Source organism: Rhodococcus ruber NBRC 15591 (assembly GCF_001894945.1).
Classification (GTDB): Bacteria; Actinomycetota; Actinomycetes; order Mycobacteriales; family Mycobacteriaceae; genus Rhodococcus; species Rhodococcus ruber.
In genome coordinates this window covers 365922-390439 of sequence record NZ_BCXE01000001.1, presented here as the reverse complement: position 1 = coordinate 390439, position 24518 = coordinate 365922, and the positions used below count along the sequence as shown (strand labels likewise).

General features: G+C 70.1%; 12 protein-coding genes. 3 read left to right on the top strand and 9 right to left on the bottom strand.

What is annotated here, in order from left to right; all coding sequences use genetic code 11:
- Positions 1 to 13 precede the first annotated feature (13 nt).
- The 9 genes from RR3_RS01750 to RR3_RS01710 form a co-directional block, all read right to left on the bottom strand.
- Positions 14 to 3220: a UvrD-helicase domain-containing protein gene (locus RR3_RS01750; RefSeq protein WP_017680482.1), complete on the bottom strand. Its 3207-nt coding sequence runs from the start codon at positions 3218 to 3220 to the stop codon at positions 14 to 16.
- Positions 3217 to 6039: a PD-(D/E)XK nuclease family protein gene (locus RR3_RS01745; protein WP_048773060.1), complete on the bottom strand. Its 2823-nt coding sequence runs from the start codon at positions 6037 to 6039 to the stop codon at positions 3217 to 3219. The genes RR3_RS01750 and RR3_RS01745 overlap by 4 nt, the downstream gene beginning before the upstream one ends.
- 170 nt (positions 6040 to 6209) lie before the next feature.
- Positions 6210 to 8369, bottom strand: a complete 2160-nt coding sequence (locus RR3_RS24580) for a hypothetical protein (RefSeq protein WP_124258400.1) — start codon at positions 8367 to 8369, stop codon at positions 6210 to 6212.
- Positions 8370 to 8529: 160 nt separating this feature from the next.
- The gene (locus RR3_RS01735; protein WP_064066777.1) at positions 8530 to 9162 is read right to left on the bottom strand and encodes a hypothetical protein; all 633 of its coding nucleotides are present in this window, start codon (positions 9160 to 9162) and stop codon (positions 8530 to 8532) included.
- A complete protein-coding gene (locus RR3_RS01730; RefSeq protein ID WP_064066776.1) occupies positions 9162 to 10214 on the bottom strand; it encodes a zinc-dependent alcohol dehydrogenase family protein in 1053 nt (350 codons plus the stop codon). The genes RR3_RS01735 and RR3_RS01730 overlap by 1 nt, the downstream gene beginning before the upstream one ends.
- A gap of 115 nt (positions 10215 to 10329) precedes the next feature.
- A complete protein-coding gene (locus RR3_RS01725) occupies positions 10330 to 10797 on the bottom strand; it encodes a hypothetical protein (RefSeq protein WP_017680487.1) in 468 nt (155 codons plus the stop codon).
- Between the two features lie 131 nt (positions 10798 to 10928).
- Entirely contained in the window at positions 10929 to 12104 is a 1176-nt protein-coding gene (locus RR3_RS01720; RefSeq protein ID WP_010592331.1) for a hypothetical protein, read from the bottom strand.
- Between the two features lie 70 nt (positions 12105 to 12174).
- The gene (locus RR3_RS01715; protein ID WP_072786290.1) at positions 12175 to 14022 is read right to left on the bottom strand and encodes an acyl-CoA thioester hydrolase/BAAT C-terminal domain-containing protein; all 1848 of its coding nucleotides are present in this window, start codon (positions 14020 to 14022) and stop codon (positions 12175 to 12177) included.
- 53 nt (positions 14023 to 14075) lie between these two features.
- Positions 14076 to 14528 (bottom strand): GyrI-like domain-containing protein, encoded by a 453-nt coding sequence (locus RR3_RS01710; RefSeq protein WP_010592333.1) that lies wholly within the window; start codon positions 14526 to 14528, stop codon positions 14076 to 14078.
- 808 nt (positions 14529 to 15336) lie between these two features.
- On the opposite strand from RR3_RS01710, the gene RR3_RS01705 reads away from it, so the two are divergent.
- From RR3_RS01705 to RR3_RS01695, 3 genes are all read left to right on the top strand, one after another.
- Positions 15337 to 20820: an ATP-binding protein gene (locus RR3_RS01705; RefSeq protein WP_064066781.1), complete on the top strand. Its 5484-nt coding sequence runs from the start codon at positions 15337 to 15339 to the stop codon at positions 20818 to 20820.
- 889 nt (positions 20821 to 21709) lie between these two features.
- Positions 21710 to 22543 (top strand): 3-oxoacyl-ACP reductase family protein, encoded by an 834-nt coding sequence (locus RR3_RS01700; protein WP_010592336.1) that lies wholly within the window; start codon positions 21710 to 21712, stop codon positions 22541 to 22543.
- A 50-nt stretch (positions 22544 to 22593) separates the two neighbouring features.
- Positions 22594 to 24459: a 3-oxoacyl-ACP synthase III family protein gene (locus tag RR3_RS01695; RefSeq protein ID WP_010592337.1), complete on the top strand. Its 1866-nt coding sequence runs from the start codon at positions 22594 to 22596 to the stop codon at positions 24457 to 24459.
- Positions 24460 to 24518 lie beyond the last annotated feature (59 nt).

The following is a 24518-nucleotide window of genomic DNA, read 5'->3' as shown; positions in this document are numbered from 1 at the left end:
GGACCCTACGTCTTCAAGCGCCGAATCGGCGGTCGAGCACATACGCCTCTCCCGCCCGCACGAACACCAGTTGCAGTGCGCCCACCCGTTCCCCAGCGGCTCGGGTAAGCAGCTCCGCGTACAGGGTGAGCTGGGTCCAGTACGCTTCGAGCGTCTCATGCGTCACGGCAACGTCGGTCTTGTAGTCGACGATCACCAGAGTTCCGTCGTCCTCGCGATAGACGAGGTCCGCGATGCCTTCGACGACGGTGTCCGAATCGGCTGGCACGCCCGCGAGCGGCAGTTCGCGCCAGTGTTCGCGGGTGGCGGCTCGTCGCACAGGCGCACAGGTCAGGGCCGCCCGAACGAGGGCAACGAACCGGTCCAGGTCCCGCACGCCGGTTGCCACCGCAACCGCGGCGGCACTCGCATCCGATTCGTCCGTCGGGGCACGCAGGTCGACGGATTCGAGCGCGGCATGCAGAGCGATGCCGAGATCCGTGCCGCTCTCGAGCACTCCGGTGGCCGGTGGGACGACCTCCGGGCCGACGGGCGGTGGGACCAGGGCACGACAGGCGGCGGCGAGCGTGGCGACCGGCTCGGGTGGGTCGTGCGCGAGGCGAGTGGCGGAGACGGATGCCGGTAGCCCCGACGTCGCCTCCACCTGGTCGCTCTCGTCCTCCCACTGCTGCCAGCTGACACCGTGGTCGGCTGCGGTGGCGCCGTCGTGCTGTTCGGCGACGGGCTCGATCAGCTCGGGTGTCCGATCGGGGTGTCCCTCGATCCCAGCGGCGAGCAGAGCGCCCCAGCCGTCCCGGGCAGACCGGTATCCGGAGACGGCGAGCAGGCTCTCGGCGCGAGTGCATGCGACGTACAGCAACCGGATGCGCTCGGCGCGGATGTGCCGGCGTTCGACGTCGGCCAGCTCCTGGTAGCCGGGCGCGCAAACTGCCTTGGAAAGCCGCAGGCGCACACGACCGTGCTCGTCCCACAGGGCGGCCTCGTCGACCGCGCGGAATCCGCTGCTCATCCCTGCCACGACGACCATCGGGAACTGCAGCCCCTTGGCGGCGTGCATGGTCATGATGCGTACGGCGTTGACCCCGACCTCCGGCAGGACCGCTTCGGTGACGCGAGCGTCCTCCTCCTGTTGCGTTGCAGCCCACGCCAAGTAGCCGCGCAGGTCACCGCGCTCGGCGTCGTACCAGGCGTAGGCCTGGTCGATGACGAAGCGCAGCCGCCGCCACACATCCCGGTGCCGCGGCGAACCCATGGAGACCTCGAACACACGCCGCTCGTCGGCGAGGCGGGCGAGCAGGCTTCCCGGATCGGTGTGGGACAGATCCCGGCGCACCGTCCGCAGATACCTCAGCGCCTCGGCGACCGGCGAGTCCTCCTGCCCCAGCGGTGGTTCCGCGCCGAGGTACCACTGACCGCCGGCCTTCTTCCAGCGCAACAGGTCGTCGTCGCCGCAACCGAACAGCGGAGTACGCAGTGTGGCCACGAGTACGGCCTCGTCCGCGGTATGGGTAAGCGCGCGGGCGGTGAGCAGCAGGTCGTGGACATCCTGGGTCGAGTACACCAGTGAGGACGCCTCGGCGCGGAACTCGATCCCTGCGCGGTCGAGCGCGTCTTCCAGGAACGGCAGACAGGTTCGGGCCGGGATGAGGACGCAGATGTCGCTCTCCCGGACCGGCTCGTGACAATAGTCGCCGTCGCGGCCGGTCTCCTTGCACCAGCCGCGCCTGAGAGCGGTGGCGACGACGCGGGCGACATCGCGGGCCTCGGCCCCGCGTACTGTATCGGCGGTCGGTTTCTCGTCGAGGTCTTCGGTCGCAAACACGAACGGCAAGGGGCCCTGTGAGGTGTCCCACTCCGCTCGACCCGGCGCCGGGTCGAGCGGGGTGTACCCGGGCTGGAGGTGTCCGTCCGACACGATCAGGCGTCCGAAGACGTCGTTGACCCAGTCGAGGACCGGGCGGGTGGAGCGGAAGTTGGTGGTCAGTGACACCACCTGGTCGGCCTCGTCGCGGGCGGCCATATAGGTGGCGATATCGGCGCGCCGGAAGCGATAGATGGACTGCTTGGGATCCCCGACGGTGAACAGCCGGCCCGTTCGGTCGGGGCCGGCGACGATGCGCCGGGCGATGTCGAGTTGCAGTGGATCGGTGTCCTGGAACTCGTCGAGCAGGATCCGCTGGTAGTTCTCGTGCAGCGCCGCCTGCACGCCTGGATCCTCGAGAATGTCCCGCGCATGGATCAGCAGATCGTGGAACTCGAGCTCACCGCTGCGGCGACGAGCACGGGCCTCGTCGAGGACGATGCGGATGATCTCGCCGCCGACGATCTCGAGGGCGGCCGCGTGGAAGCGCTCGCACTCCTCACGTGCGACCGTACCCAGCTGCTTCAGTTCCTCCCTGAGTTCCCGGACCCGGTTCGTGCCCCCCAGCCAGTTCTTTCCCGCCCCGCCGGTCCCGACCCCGGGGCATCCGGCCGCTACGGCCGCCCACTCGTCGTCGCGAGCCGCGGCGAGACACGACCGCCACTCGCGGACCTTGTCGAGTTGTGCGGCGAACCTGTCGGTGCGGTCGGTGCAGTCGGCGAGGGCGTCGAGGAGCACGTCGGCGCGTCGCAGGATCAAGTCGATATCGGGGACCGGCAACGCGACGGGCGGGTCGACGGGCGTGAGCCGGTCCCAGTGCCGGTCGAGGCGGTCTGCGAGGTCGCGGAACCGGTCGAACGTGACGTCGGCGGCGACGAGGACTCGGGTGGCCTGCCCCACCTGATTCTCCTGTACCGGGAACAGCGCGGCGCGGATGCGTTGCCACCGTCGCTCGAACGCCAGGTGGGAGCCCATCGCGTCGACGACCCGGACGCGCAGGGGCACGCCCGCGTCGAGCGGATGCTCCGCGACGAGGCGTGCCGCGAACGAATGCAGGGTGCCGATCGCAGCGGTGTCGACCTGAGCGAGCGCCGCCTTCTGCCGCTCCGATTCGGGACTCTCCGCCAGGCGCGCCCGCACGCGCTCCCGCAGCTCGGCAGCGGCCTTTTCCGTGAAAGTGATCGCGGCGATGCGGTCGAGTTCGGCCCCGTCGTGCAGGACGAGGTGACAGATGCGTCCGACGAGGGCGTACGTCTTGCCGCTCCCGGCACCCGCCTCGACAAAGAGATTCGCTTCGGTGTCGTTCTCGATGCGTTCGCGCTCGCATCGGTCACGAAGGTCCTCGCCTACTGCCGTCACATTGCCTCGCTCTCGTCGGCGTGGACGGCGGCGAACTCCGCGAGCTGCGGGTCGTCACGCAGAACTTGCCACCAACGCTGCATACCGAGCCGTCCGATCACATTCGTTGTGTAGCAGTACCGCTTGCCGGGACGGGGTGGGAACTGACCGGCCGAAATCGCACGGTGCACGAATGCGAGGTCGTCTCGCACCGTAGCGAACACGTCGCCGGTCATCGTGTAGCCGATAGCCGCGAAACGGTAGCGCTCGGTGATGAACCAGTAGCGGACCTCGACCGGGTCGTCGACGTCGGCCGTCGCCCGCGCAAACACGCCGTAGACCGGAAGCTGGTAGCGGGTGCGCCCGGCGGTGGGGGCGTCAGCCGTCAGGGACTCGTAGTCGCCCGTGCCGCCGGTCTTGTAGTCGGTGACCCGAAGGCGCCCCTGCCGGTGCCGGTCGATGCGGTCCACCGTCCCTCTGAACATCAGCGTTGCGGCACCGATGTCGAACTCGACAGGTCGGTCCGCTCCGCCGAACTCGATCTCCGTGCCGATGGGCGCCCAACCGTCGGCTCGGTCCTCGGCGTCGTGGTCGTGCCACGATTCCAAATCGTGCCGGATGGCCGCGCTGTCGCGTTCCCACAACTGCGGCAGCCAGCCGGGTGCGGCGGCACGGGCCTTGCACAGCTCATGCTCCGCGATCTCGCGCAACCGCGTGCGTCCGCCGTCGGATCCCGAGATACGCTCGGCCACATATCTGTTCAGGATCTCGTGGATGAGGCTGCCGCGGGTGAGCGGGTCGATTCCGATCACCTCGTCCGGATCTTCGAGATGTTCGGCGTGCAGGATCTTCCGGATGAAGAACACGTACGGGCTCGTCACCCACGCCTCCAGGCTGGTCGGCGCGATCGGCTCGTCGAACACGCCGAGAAGGTCGGCAGCGGACGCCAGGTTGCCGTTGAACCGAGTGAACCTGCCCCACAGCCGGTCGCTGCGCATCTGCATTCCACGCTCGACGACGGCGTCGTCGAGCAGACCGGAGCGACGGGATGCCGGGACCGCGGCGAGGGCGCGCAGCCGCCATTCGGTTGCCGACGCTGCGCCGGTGCCGATCCGGGGGTCGGAGTTCTGTGTCGCGGCGTCGAACGACGGCACGATCACGACGTGGTCACACCTGTCCGTGTCCTTCGCCCAGCTCGTGGTGCCGACCCGGATACCCGTGAGGGCGTCCAGGGTAGGCAGCACCCAGCGCGAGGGCACCCGCTCTCCCCCGCCGCGCAGGCTGCCGCGAGGAAAGGTGAGCACGCGGTGGTGGCGTCCCGCTGCGACGGTCCGGAGGAACTGTCGATACTGCACCTCGAGCCGGTCGGACTGCCCGAACCCGGTGACCGCATCGGGCAACAGCGGGTCGTCGCGGCGGACGAACGGCAGTAGTCCTTCGGCTCCGCCGACGACGATGCTCACATCGAGGCTGCGTCCGCTGCCGATGGGAATCGGACCCACCGTGACTCCCGCCCCGCCCGTGCCCACAGTTCGGCGGTGTGCCTGCACCCGCACGGCGACCGCGCCGACGATGCGTTCCGGGGAGGGCGGCGGGGCGATGCTGTCGAGATCGCCCAGGCCGGTTGCGATGTGGTGGAGGACTGCCAGGTCGTCAGGGTCTCCGGCGGTCGGTCGGAAGTAGCGTCCGAGCAGGCCGGTGAGCCCCGTCGCCACATCTGACCACGTGTCCGCGCCAACTACGGCAGCGAGGTCTCCGCGCAACGCATCGATCAGCCCCCGCAACTGCTCCGCGGTCCGAAACAGGGGGCTCGCCGATTCGACGGTGGTCAGCTTGTGCCAGTCGTCGCCGGCGACGATCGGCATCTCATGGCACGTGAGCAGTTCGGCGAGACGGACGCCGAGGACGCCACCCCTGTCGTCGCGCCAGTACACGGCCTGCTCGGCGAGGATGGCGAGCAGTGCTCGACGCGGCATGGCGTCGAGGTCGAGTTGCAGCAACCGCAGCAGACTGCGCGCGGCCGCCCGATCACCGACGGACCGGTGCTCGGGGCCGTGGAACCCGATGCCGGCCCGTCCGAAATGCTCGTGCAGTAGGACCAGGTACGGATCCTCGGCCGCATAGAACACGCCGATGCGGTGCCCCGGAACACCGTTCGAAAGATGCCGCCGGACGAGCCGGGTGACCGCTCGGATTTCGTCGTCGGAGTCGGACGCATGAACGACCAGGGTGCCGGGCGGGGCAGCTTCATCCTCGACGTCGACGGTGACGGTGCGGTCCCGCAGGTGTTCGAGGAACAGCCGCGCCGCCGGGTCCTCCTCACACGGCAGGAAGACAACGATCGCGCCGGCCTCGCCGAGACGCTCGCGCGCAGCCGTGTATGCCTCGTGCTGCACGTGGAACCGGTGAGCGTGGGCGGCGATGCAGCGCCGGTGGATGCGGAACACCCCGTCTACCAGCGGGTTCGCGTCCTCCGGGCACGGAACGTCGAGGGCGCACAACTGCCACGACGCGTGCGCGAGCGATTCCGCGGTCGCGGACTGGTCGGCGACATCGGCGAACACTCCGGGATCGTCCAGAAGCGCTTTCTGCACGGCGGCCTCGAGCAGCGGATAGCGCAACGGCGCGCGTGGGGCGAGTGCCGGCCGGGCCAGGTGCTCGACGAACTGCTCCAGCGTGCGCACGTGGGTGTTGGCGAGCCCGCCGGTGCGCGCGAGATGGGCGGTGACGTCGCGGCCGACGCCGTGCCCGGGGACGACAACCGTCACCGGCGCGAGTGGCCGCCCCGCCTTGGCGTCGGCGACGGCGGCCGAGAGCCGGTCGTACGCGTCGATGATCACGATCCCATCATGACCGCCCCGTGGGACACGGGGCGTCCGAATCGGTCGACGCACTCTGGGGAAGATGGAACCCGGCAGGATATCCACTACCCCTCGGCTGTCCCGTCGGGGAAACCGCCCCATGCCGAGAGGGCGGTATCTCCCTCCTTCCGGCGGACGGCCGTCGGTTTTCAGACGTTCGACCCATCGACCGGGATGCGACCGTTGCTCGGTCGAGACGAGTACGGATCCGGTTGCTGGACGGCCATTTCGATGTCGCATGCACCGAGACCGACGTCGTATGTCGTCGCCGTGCCGTCCACCGGTCCGGGTTGCCACGGCCACCATGCGCGCAGGCGGCCGTTGGACCCGGCGAGTGGCACACGTAGTCGGGTGCTTCCGTCCTCCCACTCGGACAGAGTCTCCACGTCGCCGCGCGCCAGAGCCTCGAAATCCGGCACGATCTCGATATCGTCGACGACGATCAAAGCGGTGGAAGGTGTTCGGTCGGAGATCCGCAGTTCGACCGTAGCCGGCTCCGCGTCGCCCGTGCCGACGACATGGACGGCCCACCGTTCACTCCCTTTGACCGCCTCGAGTTGGTGCCCCGCGAACCCGCTGACATCTGTGACCCGGTATCCATCAGCCTCGAGGAATCGGCTCGCGGCTTCGAGTGCATGACCCTGTATCGCGGCGCGATACTGCGGGATCAAGTCCCGGACGACGGAGCGCTTCCGGAGTACCTTCGATGCACCCGAAGTCAGAGTCGCGAGCTCAGGCAACCGGGGAAGAACTCCCAGCAGTGGAGTCGGGAACCACGCTATCGCATAAGGACGTGGCTTCCTGATCTCGCGTTTCTTGTTCTTCATGAATGGGACAGCGAGCGGGCCTTGTGAATCGTCCGAGCTCTCCGACTCTTGGACGGCGAGGACGGTCTTGCTCGCGCGGCGTACGTCGGCAAGGGTCACCGGCTCGGGAAGTTCCCTTTGCCAGGACAACGGAACGAACAATCGGCTGCGACTGATGTCGAGTGATTCGGCCTCGGAGTCACCGGGCTCCGGCCTCGGGGTGATGGACTCGGCGTCATCATTCGTCGCGGTGTAATACAGGGCAGGGTGGTCGACCACCACAGACCACCCCCAGATGCCGGACGGGGCGTCGTCGCCGCACCACCAGTGCAACACCACGTCGCCGGGCAGCATGCGCTGGGCAAGCGCTGCGGAGGCGCACACCTTCCCCTCCTCCTCGAAGTAGGGAACGTCGATGGTCTCACCGAGGGTGTCCCATTCGTGGTCGGTTGTCTCCATCCACACCACCGGACCCGAGGACAGCGGAGTAGAGGGCCGACCGGGTTCCAGCGGTCCAGGTGTCTGGGGTTCTCGTCGCACGGTATGGCCCTGCACGTCGGACCGCGCTCCGTCTGCAGTAATGACCGAGTGCCGGACGTACGGACCCCACGCGGAGTCGACGAGTTCGGCGCGGTACTCGCCGATCACGAGTTCGTCGTCCCCCGCCGGCTCTCGTGGAAGGGTGCGGGCGCGGACCCGCTCCCGGGGACGGGGTCGGCGACGGGCCGAGAGCAGACCACCGTCCCCGGCAACTGGGCCGCCGTCCTCGGACCAGAGGAACCCGCACTGGGCGCACGAGTATTCGGGCATCCCGGTGCCCACAGGGATCACGCAGCCCATGGCCGCCACACCGGGAGGCGGCGGTCCCGGTGGCATTCCCCAAAGACACAGATCTGTGCGCCGGGCTCGACAAGCCGGGCAGCGCGGGCGGCGGGAGTACATCAGATCCTCGACGGACGGACCGAACGGCTGATGCAAAGTACTGTGGCAGCTTTCGCACACCCATGCTGCCTGCGCAGCTCGACCGAGTGGCTCGGCTCTTGTAGAAGTCCAGGCATCGACGCCATCCCGACCGGGGTCGTACCAGTGGAGTTCGAAACCATCGGGTCCGCTCCCGCCACTGGTGTCGCCAGCCATTTCACCGCAGCACAGGCATTCGCCGGGGTGGCCGTAGGCGCTGTCGGATTGCTGTGGCGCCTGCGCGCAGCCGGTCGTGTCGGTGACCTGCCAGGGTGTCGGCTCGTGCCGCTCTCGATCGATAGCTTCGAGCAGGCGCTGGGCATATCCGTCGCCCAGGGTCACCGGAGGCGCGGGGAACGGTTCCCGCATCCGGAGTTCGAGGGCCCGGACCGAGATCCCATCTGTAAAGGGAAAGTCGTAGGTCTCCGTGCCGATGAAGTCGTCCTCCGATCCGGTCGTGAGGACCTCGACGTTGAGTATTGCGAGTTCCCGCGCGGATACCACGACCACGAGTGTGTCGTCAGCGGAATACTTGTCAGGCATGCCCCAGTGCAGATCCCTGATGTCCGCGTCGTCGTCGGGCCCATAGCAAGCCAGAGCCTGCCTCCATGGGGTCAACAGACACAGGTGCGTTCTGGGTCCTGGTTCGCTGTGCGGCATGCAGCACAGAGTTCCCGAAGTGCGTGAACCGAAACCTGCGTCCTCACTCCACGTGGGATGCGATCGTATGCAGCATCTTCCGCCCCATGACGAACGTGATCGGTTCCATCAGCGTCGGGCCGAACGCGAGCCGGCTCCCGAGCGACGAACCGTAGCGTCCCCGGCCGTGTTCGAGGAGGCGGGTGCCCCCGCCCGGGGCCGGACGCAGGTGGAACGACCACAGGAATGCGTCGCCGGTCTGCTCCGTCGCGCCGTGCAGGACGAGATCGCGGTTCGGCTCGAGCACCGCGACGGTGAGCGGTGGGGCCTTGGGGTGCTGGCGGATCGGGTCGCCGACGGCGAGGTGCTGCAGGTCGGGGCGGATCGCGGTGGCATTGGTGATGCGGCAGCCGATGAGGTTCTCGGGGCCCTCGTAGCTGTAGAAGCCGCCGCGGCCCTGACCGATCTGCACGATCCACGGCCACACCCGCTCCGGCGGCGCGTCGACCGTGACGGCGCGGGTGAAGCCCCAGTCCGGGGCGGGGACCACGTCGTCGCCCGGATACTGCGCGGCCAGTTCCCCGGCGGTAGCGCCCCAGGTGGTGCGCCACCGCCGCAGGATCCGGGTGGTGAGCAGGTGGAACGCGATGAGCAGGGCACCGCCCACCGACTCGGACAGCGAGCGCAGCCGCCCCATCAGTCTCCCGGCGTCGCCGTCAGCAGCACCTTGAGCGCACCGGTCTCGGCGGCCCGGCCGAACACGTCGTAGGCCTCCTCGAACTCGTCGAGGGCGAACCGGTGGGTGATCATCGGCGAGGTGTCGAGCTTGCCGCTGCGGACCAGGCCGATCAGCGTCGGGGTCGAATGCGTGTCGACGAGCCCGGTGGTGATGGTGAGGTCCTTGATCCAGATGCTCTCGAGGTGCAGCGTGGCCGGCGCACCGTGGACGCCGATGTTGGCGACGTGGCCGCCCGGTCGCACCAGCTCGACGGCCTGTTCGAACGTCGCGGGCACGCCGACGGCTTCCATGGTGACGTCCGCGCCGAGACCGTCGGTCAGGTCGCGGACGACGGCGGCGACGTCGTCGCGGCCGGGGTTGAGTACCAGGTCCGCGCCGAGTTCCCGGGCCGCCTCGAGCCGACTGTCGGCGAGGTCGACCGCGACGACGTGGCTCGGGCTCAGCAGCCGGGTGGCGAGAATCGCGGCGAGACCGATGGGGCCGGCACCGACGATGACGACGACGGCGGCGGGGCGCACGCATCCGTTGAGCACGCCGACCTCGTAGGAGGTGGGCAGGATGTCGGCGAGCATGAGCATCTGCTCGTCGCTCACCCCCTCGGGCACGCGGTGGGTGGAGTTGTCCGCGAACGGAACTCGCACGAGTTCGGCCTGGGTGCCGTCGATGAGGTGGCCGAGGATCCAGCCACCGCCGCCGAGGCACTGGCCGTAGCGACTCTCGCGGCAGAAGCGGCAGCGGCCGCACGAGGTGATGCACGAGACGAGGACTCGGTCGCCGGGTGCGAGGTTCTGCACGCTCGGCCCGACCTCGACGACGGTGCCGACGGCCTCGTGCCCGAGGATGCGCCCGTCGGTGACCTCGGGGACGTCGCCGCCGAGGATGTGCAGGTCGGTGCCGCAGATGGTGACCGCGTCGACGCGGACGATCGCGTCGGTGGGGTCCGTGATTCGGGGGTCGGGGACGTCCTCCCAGGAGCGTTTGCCCGGACCGTGGAACACCAGTGCCTTCATTGGTTCGGCCCTTTCGCCGATCGGTGGGTGCCGGGTCCAGCGTCTCACCCGCAGCGCCGTCGGAAAATAGCCATTGGGCCTCGAATCGGGCGGGTGGAGGTCCCACCGGGGCGGATCAGTGGCCGGCGACGATCGCGAGCCGGTCGGTGCCCGGGTTCGCCTCGACCAGGGCCTCGGGGGTGCCGTACCCGTCGACCTCGACGACGGGCGCGCGGTCGACGGTGGCGCGCACGACGGCGCCGTCGGACATGAAGACGATCAGACCCTGACCCGTGGTCTGCGGGAGGTTTTCCCACACGGTGCCGGTCAGGCCGAGGTCCCGGTTGATCGAGCTCATCAGCAGGGGCATCGAGAAGCGGTACATGCGGTCCCACGACCCCGGCGGCAGCCCGGCCCCCTCGGCGACGGAGGACAGGGAGCGGGGCTCACCGCTGAGCAACACCGTGTCGAACTCCGCTTCGAGGATCGGGTCGTCGCGCACCCGGACCGTGTCACCCGATCCGCCGCATCCGGCGAGCACGAGCACGGCAGCCGGCAGCACCGCCGTCACCAGGCCCTTCGCCATCGGCATCGTGTGCAGCACCCGGTCACCCCCCAGTCGCTTCGCTCGAGAACGCGTGAAAGCTACAGCACCGGGCGCTCGCGGAGCAGGGGCGTCGGGCCACGTCGGAACCGTCGACGAGAAGGTCTGTGACCGCTGACAATCCGGCGGTTCTACTCCCGCGCGGTGAGCTCCGCGATGTCGCCGTGCAGCTCCGACCGGAGCGAGCCCATCAGCTCCGCGGCGATCCCGAACTGATCGCCGACGAAGTGGGTGTTGTCGGCCGAGAGCTCCCGCGCTCCCGAGCGGCCGATGAGGGAGTCGATCCGCTCGTCGAGGCTGGCGGTGCGGGCCTCGACCTCGGCGGTGCGCAACTGCATCTCGGCGACGGTGAGCAGCTCGCCGATGCGTGCCAGGGCCGCCACCCGGTCCAGGAGCTGATCCCACACCGGTTCGAGGGCGGCGATCCGCGCGTCGACGGCCGCACGAGCGGACGGGGCCGCGCGGCGGGCGTCGGCGAGTTCGGCGAGCAGGCCGCGCAGCGTGACGGTGTCGACGGCGATCTGGGTCAGCTCGTCGGCGAGATCGAGCTGGGACCGCTGCACCGCGAGGTGCTCGGACCGCCACGCGGTGGAACCTTCGATGCGGTCGTAGAGGGTGCCGGCGAGGAACAGCAGGGTGTCGTACCGGTCGACGAAGTGGTCGTCGTCGGGCACCTGCCGGCCAAGGGCGTCGGCGGCGCGACGTCCCGCGGCGGCCGCCGCGGTGCCGTCCGACCAGCGCGTCACGCGGTCGACGGCCACGCCGAGCACCGCACCGCGCACCTGATCGGCCATCTTCTCGGGGACGGGCGCGGGCGTGTGCTGCAACGCCGCGAACAGGGCGTCGCGCTGGTGCGGGTCGAGGTGCACGCCGTCGCGTCGTTCCCGCCGCACGGCCCGCACGCCCTGCGCGTAGTGCCGGCCGGAGACGGTGAGCGTGTAGTGGGCGTTGCGCAGCCGCTTGGCCAGTTCCCCCGCCCGGTACTCGAACACCAGCCGGGCGGCGCCGGGGCGCAGGTCGGCAGCCCGCACCGTGAGACGGGCGTGCTCGTCCGTGAGGTGCCGCAACGCACCGAAACCGCCGAGGGTCGGCAGCCCGCGCCCGATCCGGCGGCGCCGGGCCAGGATGTCGCGGGTCTCGTCGTCGAGACGGCCGGCGGCCAGGCACAGGGCGGCGGCGTCCGACAGCGGGGCGTGCCGGCCGTCGAGCCGGTGCTGCTCGCACCAGCGGCGCACCTGCGCGGCCATCCGCTCGCGGCGCTGCTCGGCCGGTTCGAACCCGACCGGGAACTGTGGGGCGTCGGACATCGGGACCTCCTCGTGGCGTCCGGACCTCTCCACTGTTCCAGAAATCCCGGTGCCGCGGCGGGGGCGCCGGTCAGGCGAGGAATTCGGCGACGGCGTCGACGGCGGCGCGCTGGGCCCGGCCCTGCCCGGCCGGGGTGCCGCCGAAGGCGATGCCGCCGGTCCACTGGGCGTCGCCGGGGAACATGCCGAGACGGATGAGGTGGCCGGCGTCGTCGACGGACAGGTGCCGGTCGCGGCCGTCGCCGCGGCGGGCGAGCAGTGCGCCCGCCATGTCGGTGGACGGCCACAGCTGGTCGTCGGTGCCGGTGATGCACAGGATCGGGGCGTCGACCTTCTCGGCCCGCAGGTGGGCGGGGCCGGGTGCGTCGCGCAGTCCCGCGCGGTAGGCGTCGGCCAGGCGCAGCAGCGACGGCCGGTGCCGGGCGACGTCGCGGCCGGCCCGCCAGGCGTTGCGGATCATCTGCGGCATCAGCGCGGAGCTCGGCAGCGGCGCCCAGGGCTGGGCCTCGCCACCGAGGGTCCACGAGGGGGTGTCCGGGATCTCACCGTCCGGGCCGAGCCCCTGCCACGCGACGGAGCTGGGACTGATCAGCACCAGCGCCCGCAGCGGCGTGCCGTCGGCGGCGACGGCGGCGAGGAGCCCCTCGGCTCCCCGGGAGATGCCCACGGCGGCGATGCTGCCGATCTCGGGGCGGCCGGCGAGGTGGCGCAGCGCGCCGGTGAAACGCTCGAGCGGCACGTCGGCGACCTCGGAGTTCTCGTCGAGCCACGAGTAGGCGAGGGCGACGTGGCCGTGCGAGGCGAGGACGGCGATGGTGGCGCGCTGGGAGTCGACGCCGCCCTCGGAGCCGCCGACGCACAGCACCGCCGGCCACCCGCGGGGCGGCGTCGGGCCGTCCGGGCGGGCGAGCAGGCCGGGGCGGCCGTCGATGTCGAGGTCCTCGACGGTCACCCCCGGTGCGGCGTCGGCGCGGATCACCGTGCGTCGCGCGGTGTGGGGGCCGTCGGTGACGGTGAGCGTGACCGGCCACCGGCCGGGCGGGGGGACGAACAGGTCGGGCACGCGGTCGGGTTCGTCGAACCGCATGTCCCACAACGGTTCGTCGACGACGTCGACACTGCCGTCGTAGGTGCGGCAGGACCGCCAGCGGGCGCCGAACATGTCGGTGCCCTCCGCGGTGACGGTGATCGTCGCGTCGGGCCGCGATCCGGCGACGGTGAGCCGGAACGGTTCGTCGTGCCGGGACTGCCGCGGTGCGACGAGGTGGACGCGGGCGGAGTCGAGGTCCGGCGGTGGTGCGGCCGGGGATTCGGGTTCGGGGTGCGGGTTCGCGGTGGCGGCGAGCGCGGAGTTCGTGTCGAACCATTTGGGGAACAGGGCCGAGGCCAGCCCGGCCGCGCCCAGGACGACGAACGGGACGACCCAGTAGCCGACGACGGACAGCGCGTCGGTCTCGTCGCGGACGGTGGCGTCTCCGTCGACGATCGGTGGGATCAGCGAGGACACGGTCATCACGGCGAAGGCGGCGGCCCACATCCACGTCATCGCGGTGGTGACGTACCGGAATCCGCCGGCGGCCGCGGTCGCGGGATCGACTGTCTCGACGGCGTATTCGCGTACGAAGGGCCGTCCGGCGAGGATGCCGCCGAGGACGACGAGCAGCAGTCCGAGGTTGCCGATCGGTTGCAGCCAGCGTTCGAGGACGGCGTCGTCGAGGGTGAGTGCGGCGACGAGCAGCAGCGCGAAGACGACGACGGTGCCGACGTCGAGGGAGCGCCACGGCTTTCCGCGCATGCGCTGCACGAGCGGGCCGGCGGCGGCGAGGACGAGGGCTGCAGCCACGGCGGTGACGAACCCGGTGTTGCCGACGAGGATCCAGTACAGGACCCACGGCGCGAATCCGACGACGAGGGACATTCGCGGATTGTCTCCCGCCGCCGGGACGCGTGGGAGCTCTTCCGCGATACGCCTCAGGTCTTCACGGGTACGTAGATCACCGTGCGGATCTCCTCCGCGGGAGTGCCCGGCGGGCTCCAGTACTCCTCCCACGCGGTGCTCAGGTCGAGATCGTGGCCCTCCCGGGCGGCCCAGGCGGCGAGGGCCTCGTAGGTGTGCTCGAGCGTGTCGTAGGGACCGAGGTGGGTCTCGGTCGCGACGTCACCGGCGGGCAGGTCGACCGGGACCACGTGGCCGTCGCCGTCGACGGGGTCGGCGACCTCGAAGCCGGCGGCGCCGTCGAAGCCGTCCTCGGTGAAGTTGCGGTAGTAGGCGAAGGCCGGGCCGGACGGCGGCGTGCCCGCGCCCGCCAGGTACCGCTCGACGGCGCCGTACGCCTCGCCGATGTGTTCACCGATGTGGGCCAAGTCGGTGTGGAATTCCACGGCGGCCAGGTGCCTGGCCGGGGCGTGCACGATCTCGGGCATTCATCCTCCCCTGTCGAAGCCTGGAGTCACGATAGGCGATGCGCCGGTGGGCCCGATGTGACATCGCGTCGATGTGATCGAACCGGTGTGACATTCGGCCGCACCCGCGGGCACCCCGGGCACCCGCGAGCACCCCGGGCGGCCGTGACAATCGTCACAGCGGGTTTCCGCCCGCTCGCGCCGCCGGAGCGCGGAGGCGAGGGACCCGGCATCCGCCGGCGCGTGTCCGTTTCGACCTTTTCGAGGGGTGGATGCCGGTCCGATACTGGACAATTGGCGTAGGCGGGGGTGTTCGCGGGCCCGGCGGCACCGTGCCCGAAAAATCAACGGGCCGAATGTTACTGCCCGGTGTTACCCGACGGTATTCGTGAGCGCGGCCGAATCGAACCGAGTCCGCGCCACATTCCGGGATCGGAAAACAGCTTCCGCCAACATCTTTCACCGGTATATCCGACGAGAGCCACCGAACCCGGACCCCGAGGCCCTAAAACGTGACAAACCCTCATGTTTCCTTCATGCTGTTAGCGGAAGGATCGTCCCCACCGGGGGGCACTCGGCCGTCGACGACGACGGTCCGCGGGACGAGGCCGACCGCCTGTCCGCCGACTCCCAGGCACCCGCCGGGACAGTCGGCGCACACGTCCGCACGCATACGCCGACACGAGGAGCCGACCGATACATGTTCTTGCTCGCGTTATCAACCCGTGACGTGGGCCTCGGCATCGGTTAACTTTCTTCACTCACTGGCGAGAAGCTTCGACGAGCGTCGCACGAGCGCGCACAAACCTGGAGAACGGTGGCAACGAGTATGTTCAAACGGATCGCGGTGGTCAACCGAGGTGAGGCGGCAGTACGTCTCATCAGAGCAGTCCGGGAGCTCAACTCCGAGCACGACTACGACATCAAGACGATCGCCCTGCACACCGAGGCCGAGCGGCGGGCGATGTTCGTCCGCCAGGCCGACGAGGACGTCACCCTGCGGCCGTCCACCACGGCCGCCACCCCCTACCTCGACCATGCCGAACTCGAGCGCGCCCTCCTCGAGGCCGAGGCCGACGCCGTGTGGGTCGGCTGGGGCTTCGTCGCCGAAGATCCCGCCTTCGCCGAGGTCTGCGCCCGCCTGAACATCACCTTCATCGGCCCGTCGGCCGAGGCCATGCGCCTGCTCGGCGACAAGGTCGAGGCCAAGCTGCTCGCCGAGAAGGTCGGCGTGCCGGTCGCCCCGTGGTCGGGTGGACCGGTCGAGACCCGCGCCGACGCCCGCCGGCACGCGCAGGCCATCGGCTACCCGCTGATCATCAAGGCCCGCTCCGGCGGCGGCGGCCGCGGCATCCGCAAGGTGTACTCCGAGGACGAGCTCGAGCTCGCCCTCGAGCGCACCCAGGGCGAGGCCGAGCGCTCGTTCGGCGACCCCGTGGTGTTCATCGAGCGTCTCGTCACCGACGCCCGCCACGTCGAGGTCCAGGTCATCGCCGACGCCCACGGCAACGTCTGGGCGCCGGGCGTGCGCGACTGCTCCATCCAGCGCAAGAACCAGAAGGTCATCGAGGAGTCGGCGTCGCCGCTGCTGACCAAGGAGCAGGCCGACCACCTGCGCTCGGTCTCCGCCGACCTCGTGCGCGCCGCCGGCTACTGCGGCGCCGGCACCGTCGAGTACCTCTACCAGCCCGACCTGAAGATCTTCACCTTCCTCGAGGTCAACACCCGCCTGCAGGTCGAACACCCCATCACCGAGGCCACCACCGGCATCGACCTGGTCAAGCTGCAGATCCTCGTGGCCTCCGGGGAGACGCTGCCCGGCGACTGCCCGCCCGAGTTCGGCCACGCCGTCGAGGCCCGGCTCAACGCCGAGGACGCCGACAACGGCTTCGCCCCCGCCCCCGGCTCCGTGCAGCTGCTCAAGTTCCCGCTCGGGTCCGGCCTGCGCGTCGACACCGGCATCGCCCAGGGCGACGTCATCCCGCCGGACTACGACTCGATGGTCGCCAAGATCATCGCGTGGGGCCGCGACCGCGACGAGGCCCTGGCCCGCCTGCGCACCGCGCTGCGCGAGACCACCGTCGTCCTCGAGGGCGGCACCACCACCAAGTCGTTCCTGCTCGACCTGCTCGACCGCGACGAGGTGATCTCCGCCTCGGCCGACACCGGCTGGCTCGACCGCACCGGCGCCGGCACCGCCACCGGGCCGTCCCGGGTGGCCGACATCGCGCTGATCGCCACCGCCGTCGACGTCTACGACGCCGAGGAGACCCACGAGCGCGCCGCGTTCCTCACCTCCGCCCGCGGTGGCCGCCCCCGCGCCCGGCACTCCGTCGGCCGCAAGGTCGAGCTGAGCTACCAGGGCCAGGCGTACGAGCTGCTCGTCGGACAGGTCGGCCCGCACCGCTACCGCGTCGACGCCGGCAACGGCGAACTCGAGGTGGACGTCGACCGGCTCGGACAGTTCGAGTCCCGGCTCGTCCTGGCCGGCCGCCGCCACCACGTCGTCTCGATCGCCGGCGCCACCGGCTACCTCGTCGAGGTCGACGGCATCAGCCACCAGATCAGCCAGGACGAGGCCGGCGTCGTGCGCACCCCCGCCCCCGCCGTCGTCGTCGCCGTGCCGGTCGCGCCCGGCGACGAGGTCGAGGCAGGCCAGACCCTGGTGGTGCTCGAGTCCATGAAGATGGAGACCGCGGTGCGCGCGCCGTTCGCCGGCCGCGTCCGCGAGGTCCTCGCCGTGGTCAACTCGCAGGTCGACGCGGGCACGCCGCTGCTGCGGGTGGACCAGGTCGCCGAGGAGGCCGTCACCGAGACCGTCGAGCGCGTGCAGTTCCCCGCGCCCGCCGCTGTCGTCACCGGCGACGCCGCGGCCGACGCGCTGGCCCGGCTCGACGCCCTCGAAGCGCTCGTCACCGGCTACGACGTCTCCGGCAAGCGCACCGCGACGCTGCTCGCCGAGTACGACCGGCTGCGCGGCGAGACCACCGAGAACTGCGACCTGGTGCGCGCCGAGCTGGCCCTGCTCACCACGGTCGCCGACGTGTGCGAGCTCTCGCGCAACCGCCCGACGCAGGACGAGGAGACCGGTGACGAGCGGGTGCACAGCCCCCGCGAGCACTTCCACGGCTACCTGCAGTCCCTCGACGTCGAGGTCGGCGGCCTGCCCGAGAGCTTCCGGGCCCGGCTGGCGCAGGCGCTGCGGCACTACGACGTCACCGAACTGGACCGCACCCCCGAGCTCGAGGAGGCCGTCTACCGGCTGTTCCTCGCGCAGCAGCGCATCGAGACGCAGGTGCCGGTGGTCTCGGCGCTGCTCGAGCGCTGGCTCGAGGAGACCGAGGGACCGGCCGGCATCTCGCAGGAACTCAACGAGGTCCTCGACCGGCTCATCGTCGCCACCCAGGTGCGGTTCCCGGTGATCGGCGACGCCGCCCGCAACCTGCGTTACCGCCTGTTCGAGGAGCCGGTGATCCGCAAGGTCCGCGAGCAGGTGTACGACGGGGTCCGCGGCAGCCTCGCCCACCTCGCCGACAACCCCGGCGCCGCCGACCACGCGCAGCGGGTCGAGGCCCTCGTGGCCACGCCCGAGCCGCTGATCGACCTGCTCGCGCAGCAGATCGCCCGGCCGGAGACCGTGCCGGGGCCGCTGCTCGAGGTCATCACCCGTCGCGCCTACAAGATCCGCACGCTCGAGCAGGTGCAGTCCGACGTGCGCGGGGGCCGGCAGTTCGTCACCGGCAACTTCGACCTGCGCGGCACCCGCCTGTACCTGATCTCCACCGAGGCCCGGCACGCCGAGCTCGGGGCGGCACTGGACATCGTCGAGGAGTCGGCGGGCACCCTGCCCGGCACCGAGAACCTGGTGATCGACCTGTACCTCGCCTGGGACGACGCGCCCGCCGACGCCGACGCGCAGGCCGAGTCGCTCCGCGCGGTGCTGTCCGAGCGCGCGGTGACCGCCTCCGCCCGCCGCGTCACGGTGACGGTGTGCCACACCGACCGGGCCGAGGAGCACGTCTTCACGTTCCGGCCGTTCGAGACCGGGTACGCGGAGGAAGCCAACATCCGCGACATGCACCCGCTCACCGGTCAGCGTCTGGACCTGTGGCGGCTGAAGAACTTCGTCGGTACCCGCCTGCCGGCGAACCCGGACTCGTACCTGTATCACATTGCGGCGAACGAGAATCTGTCCGACGAGCGGCTCATCGCCCTCGCCGAGGTGCGGGACCTGACCCCGCAGCGCGACGAGACCGGCACGATCGTGGGGCTGCCCGCGTTCGAGCGGGCCCTGTCGAGCTGCCTCGACGCCATCCGCCGGTCGCAGGCCGGCCGCGGCAAGCGCCGCCTCGACGCGAACCGCGTGGTGCTGTTCGTGTGGCCCGAGGTGGACCTGAGCATCGACGACCTCAAGCGCGTCAGCCGTGGGGCGGCCCCGCTCACGGTCGGCGCCGGGCTCGAGGAGATCACCGTCATCGGCTGGTGGCGGGAGACCGCCGACGCCGAGGCCCGTGAGGTGGCCCTGCGGTTCTCGTACCGCTCCGGCGCCGGCGTGGTGGTGCGCGTGACCGATCCGCCGAAGGAGCCGCTGCAGCCGCTCGACGAGTACACCCAGAAGGTGCAGCGTTCGCGTGCCCGCGGCACCGTGTACCCGTACGAGCTGGTCCCGCTGCTCACCGGCAGGAGCGGCAGCTTCGTCGAGTACGACCTCGACGAGTCCGGTGCCGTGGTGCCGGTGCAGCGCCCGTACGGCCGGAACACGGCCGGGCTCGTCGTCGGGCTGGTCACCACCCCGACGTCGCGGTACCCGGAGGGCATGACCCGCGTGGCGCTGTTCGGTGATCCGACGAAGGCGCTCGGCACCGTCGCGGAGGCCGAGTGCGCGCGGGTCGTCGCCGCGATCGACCTGGCCGAGCAGCTCGGCGTCCCCGTCGAGTGGTTCGCGCTGTCCTCCGGCGCCACGATCTCCATGGAGTCCGGCACCGAGAACATGGACTGGGTCTCGCGGGCCCTGCGCCGCATCATCACCTTCACCCAGGGCGGCGGCGAGATCAACGTCGTGGTCACCGGCATCAACGTCGGCGCCCAGCCGTACTGGAACGCCGAGGCGACGATGCTCATGCACACCAAGGGCATCCTGGTGATGACCCCGGACAGCGCGATGGTGCTGACCGGCAAGCAGTCCCTCGACTACTCCGGTGGCGTCTCGGCCGAGGACAACTTCGGCATCGGCGGCTACGACCGCGTCATGGGCCCCAACGGTCAGGCGCAGTACTGGGCGCCGAACCTGTCGGCGGCGGTGGAGGTGCTCTTCGGGCACTACGAGCACGCCTACCTCGCCCCGGGCGAGCGGTTCCCCCGCAAGGCCGAGACCGTCGACCCGGTCGACCGCGACGTGCGGGTGTACCCGCACGTGCATCCGTCGAGCGACTTCACGACGGTGGGCGACATCTTCTCCGCGGAGACCAACCCGGACCGCAAGAAGCCCTTCGACATCCGCACGGTGATGCGCGCGGTGGTCGACCAGGACCACCCGGTGCTCGAGCGGTGGGCGGACATGGCCGACGCCGACACGTCGGTGGTGTTCGACGCGCACCTCGGTGGCAACGCGGTGACGGTGATCGGCATCGAGTCCCGCGCGATCTCCCGCAAGGGCTGGTTCCCCACCGACGGACCGGACCAGTGGACGTCGGGCACGCTGTTCCCGAAGTCGTCGAAGAAGACCGCGCGGGCGATCAACGCGGCGAGCGGCAACCGGCCGGTGGTGGTGCTCGCGAACCTGTCCGGGTTCGACGGCTCCCCCGAGTCGCTGCGCAACCTGCAGCTCGAGAACGGCGCCGAGATCGGCCGGGCGATCGTCAATTTCGACGGCCCGATCGTCTTCGTCGTGGTCTCCCGCTACCACGGCGGTGCCTTCGTGGTGTTCTCCGGCGCGTTGAACGAGAACATGGAGGTGCTCGCGGTGGAGGGCTCGTTCGCCTCCGTGCTCGGCGGTGCCCCCGCCGCGGCGGTGGTGTTCACCCGCGACGTCAATGCGCGCACCGCGGCCGATCCGCGGATCACCGAGCTCGAGGCGCAGCTCGCTGCGGCCGAGGACGGCGAGAAGGCCCGCCTGCGGGTCGAGCTGGCGACGCAGCGCACCGCGGTGCGGTCGGAGAAGCTCGGTGAGGTGGCTGCGGAGTTCGAGGCCATCCACAACATCCAGCGCGCCCAGCAGGTCGGCTCCGTGCATTCGATCATCCCCGCGGCGGGCCTGCGGCCGGAGATCGTCGCCGCCGTCGAGCGGGGCATGGCGAAGGTGCTCGCGCAGTAAGCAGCACGACCCCCGAAAGGGCCTCGCACCGATTGCCGGTGCGGGGCCCTTTCTCGTGCCCCGAGGAGCCCGCCAGGGGCTCTGCCGGCCGTCCCCGGCACCTTCCCCGCCCGGGGCGGCTGTCCGACGCCCTGGGGACATCCGGTCGAGTCGGTCCGCTCGTGCCCACCACCCCCGGATCGGGGTGGCCCAGGCCCGAAAATCGTTGGATGGTGAGCAAGCTCACAGGTTTGAGGAAGTGGGGGTATGGGTACCGGATTTCACCGCGCACGACCCCGGTCGATGCCGCTACATGCACCCTGTTGGCACTCGGTGCTACCGAGCGAGCACGGTCGCTGCCGGACCGCTCCGTGGGCGCTCCCTATCGAATGCTGTTGTCATACAGTCGATTCGAACTCGATCACATCGAGTCTCCGACAAACCGGCTGCATGTACGACGTAGTCCTGACCGCCGGGTAGCATCGCGCGCCATTTCGAACCACCCTCCGGCCGTTGCGTTTTGTGGCAAAGGTCCCGGAACGGACATGCAGTCGGCCGGTAGGTGAACAACGGCCGAGATTCGACCGTAACTCCTTGCCGAACAACAGTATTCAATGTCGTTAGCGTACGTCATGGCCCTGCACAAGATATTTGCCGTCGGACATGACACACCGGGCGCAATGCTGCATCATTGGTGTCGACAGGGGAGAACGAACGGAGCATCTACGTGAATTCGGTTGGCAGGGGCGAATATCGCGGAGCGTGCAGGGGCGCTCACATCAGCATCTCGCGGTAGCAGCCACGCCGGCCGGATTCCGGGCACCGACGCTCGGGACACCGGTATCACCGGTCCGACACATCTGTACTCGACGGCATCCGTCGAGCTCGCCGCATTCGAGGGAGAACCGACATGACCAGCACCATCGAACCGTCGTCCCGCACCACCGCCGCCGGCACCAAGCTGCGGGGCCGGGTCGCATTCGTGACCGGTGGAACGCGCGGCATCGGCGCGGCCATCAGCCGCAGCCTCGCCGCCCAGGGCGCCACGGTGGCTGCCGGGTACGGCCGCAACACCGCCCAGGCCGACCAGTTCCTCGCGGGCATCCAGGCTCACGGCCAGGACGGCGTCGAGTACAGCGTGCACAAGGGCGACGTCGCGAACGCCGACGACTGCCGTCGCACCATCGACGAGGTCATCCAGCGGCACGGCCGTCTGGACATCCTGATCAACAACGCCGGCATCACCATCGACCGCACGGTGCTGAAGATGGAGGACGACGACTGGAACAACGTCATCGCCACCAACCTCTCCGGCACGTTCTTCCTGGCCCAGGCGGCGCTGCGGCACATGCTCGAGCGCGGCACGGGACGCATCGTCAACATCTCCTCGGTCATCGGCGAGACCGGCAACATCGGCCAGGCCAACTACGCGGCGTCCAAGGCCGGCATGTTCGGCCTGACCAAGACCCTCGCCAAGGAGGCGGCGTTCGCGCTGGCCCGCTCCGGCAAGCTCACCCCGGACAGCATCGGCGTCACCGTCAACGCCGTCACCCCGGGCTTCGTCGCGACCGAGATGGTCGAGTCCATCCCGGAGAAGGTCCTCGACCGCATCAAGAGCACCATTCCGGTCAACCGCCTCGCCGATCCCGAGGAGATCGCCCGCGTCGTGCACTTCCTCGCCGCCGACGCCTCGTCCTACATCACCGGTCAGGTGTGGGGCGTCAACGGCGGACTGGACATGTGACCCGGCCGTCCCGGCTCCACGAACTCACCCACGACTGAACGGCCCGGCACATGCAGCCCTTCGAAACGAACCGCCACGGGCGAATCGTCTTCCCGTCCAATTTCTTTCCCGACATCGACTTCTCGACCGTCACCGACGTCGAGCAGCTCGACTCCGTGATCCGCCGCGACTTCGACACCAAGGCGCCGACGGCCTCGGAGATCCTCGCCCGCCACACGCGGGGCGACTACCGCAACAAGGTCGAACTCCTGCGTGATGTCGCACTGAATGCGTACTGGGCCAACCGTTTCGCGCTCACCATGTTCGACAAGCGGCCGACCCGATGGGCCGACGTGCCGCGCACCCGCGACGACCTGTACATGCCGGTCCTCACGCCCTGGCCCGATCAGGAGAGCAAGGTCGCCGAGGTCGAAGCCGCCTTCCGGCAGCTGCCCGCCGGCTGGGACGACGCCGCCGAGGACTGCATCTTCGAGACCGTCTTCGACGTCTTCGCCGCCCGCAAGCACGTCGCGGGCGCCCTGCCGACGGTCAAGCCGACCGTCGCGCAGCTCACCGCCGACCCGAAGAACATGACGCTGCGCCTCGGCAGCTACGACCCGAACTTCCGGGTCTACAGCTACGACGAGATCCTCGACTGCCACGAGGACGTCCCCGCGCTCGAGGCGCTGCGGCGCTGGTCGATGGTGCTGCACAACCAGCAGCCCTGGGACCGCAAGCAGGTCGAACTCGTCGAGGTGGGGCAGCTCCGCGACGACGACTACGTCGTGGTGTTCCACCCCCGCGACCGGCACGTGCAGCGGTTCATCTCGCGGGTCACCTCGGGCCGGACTGCGCCGGCGCCCCAGCGCGCCGCCGTCGAGCCCGTCCCGCCGGCCACGCCGTACCCGACGATCGACGTGCGCCGCGACTTCGCGGTGCAGCCGCGCATCGAGGCGCTCGCCGTCGCGCACGGTGACGTGGTGTGCACCAACGAGGACCTGATCCGCAACTCGGCGTACAACTGGTCGGCCATGACCGCCGACGAGGTGACCGCCAAGACCGGGATCGAGCAGCGCCGCTACACGTCGGGCTCGTTCTCCGAGCTCGCCCTGCAGGCGGCCCGCGCGGCCGTCGAGAAGGCACAGGTCGGCCCGGCCGACATCGGGGCGGTGCTGGTGTGCACCTGCACCAGCGACCGGCTCATCCCCTCGCTCGCGACGTACCTGTCCGGCGAACTGGGTATCGCCCAGACGCACGCGTCGTTCGACCTGGTCGCGGCGTGCGCGGGACTGCCGTACGGGCTGGCCGAGGCGACCCGGATCCTGCAGCATATCCGTCGTCCCGTCCTCGTGGTCTGCGTGGAGAAGTTCTCCGACAAGATCGGCAGTGTCCGTCCGTCCCGGATGATCTTCGGTGACGGTGCGGCCGCGCTCGTCGTCGGCGTCGCCCCCGAGGGTGCCGAACCCGACATCGAGTACCTGCAGACCTACGCGAGTGGACCCACCAGCGAGGTCAACTCGATCATCTGGCCCAACCCGGACTTCGACAACGCGATCACGGTGTACGGGCCGGAGGTCAAGAGCCTCGCGGGCCGCTACCTCACGCAGATGCTCGACGAGGTCCGCGCCCTGCCCGGCCTCGACGAGAGCGAGTCGCTGCTCGACGACATCGATCTGGTCGTCCCGCACCAGGCGAACAAGACGATGATCATCGACCTGGCGGCGAAGGCCGGACTCGCGGCGGACCGGCTGTACTTCAACATCGAGCAGGTCGGCAACGCGTCGTCGGCGAGCATCCCGCTCGCAATCCACGACGCGGTCCGCGACGGCGTCATCACCGAGCCCGTCCGGATCTTCGCACCCGGCTTCGGTGCCGGTGCCGTCGCCGGCTACTCGGTGATGCGGATCGACCCGGCGGTCGTGGCGATCGCACAGTAGCCGGCCCGGCTACCCGCTCGGCCCCCAGTCGTCCGCCACTGCGATCGCAGCAGCGGACG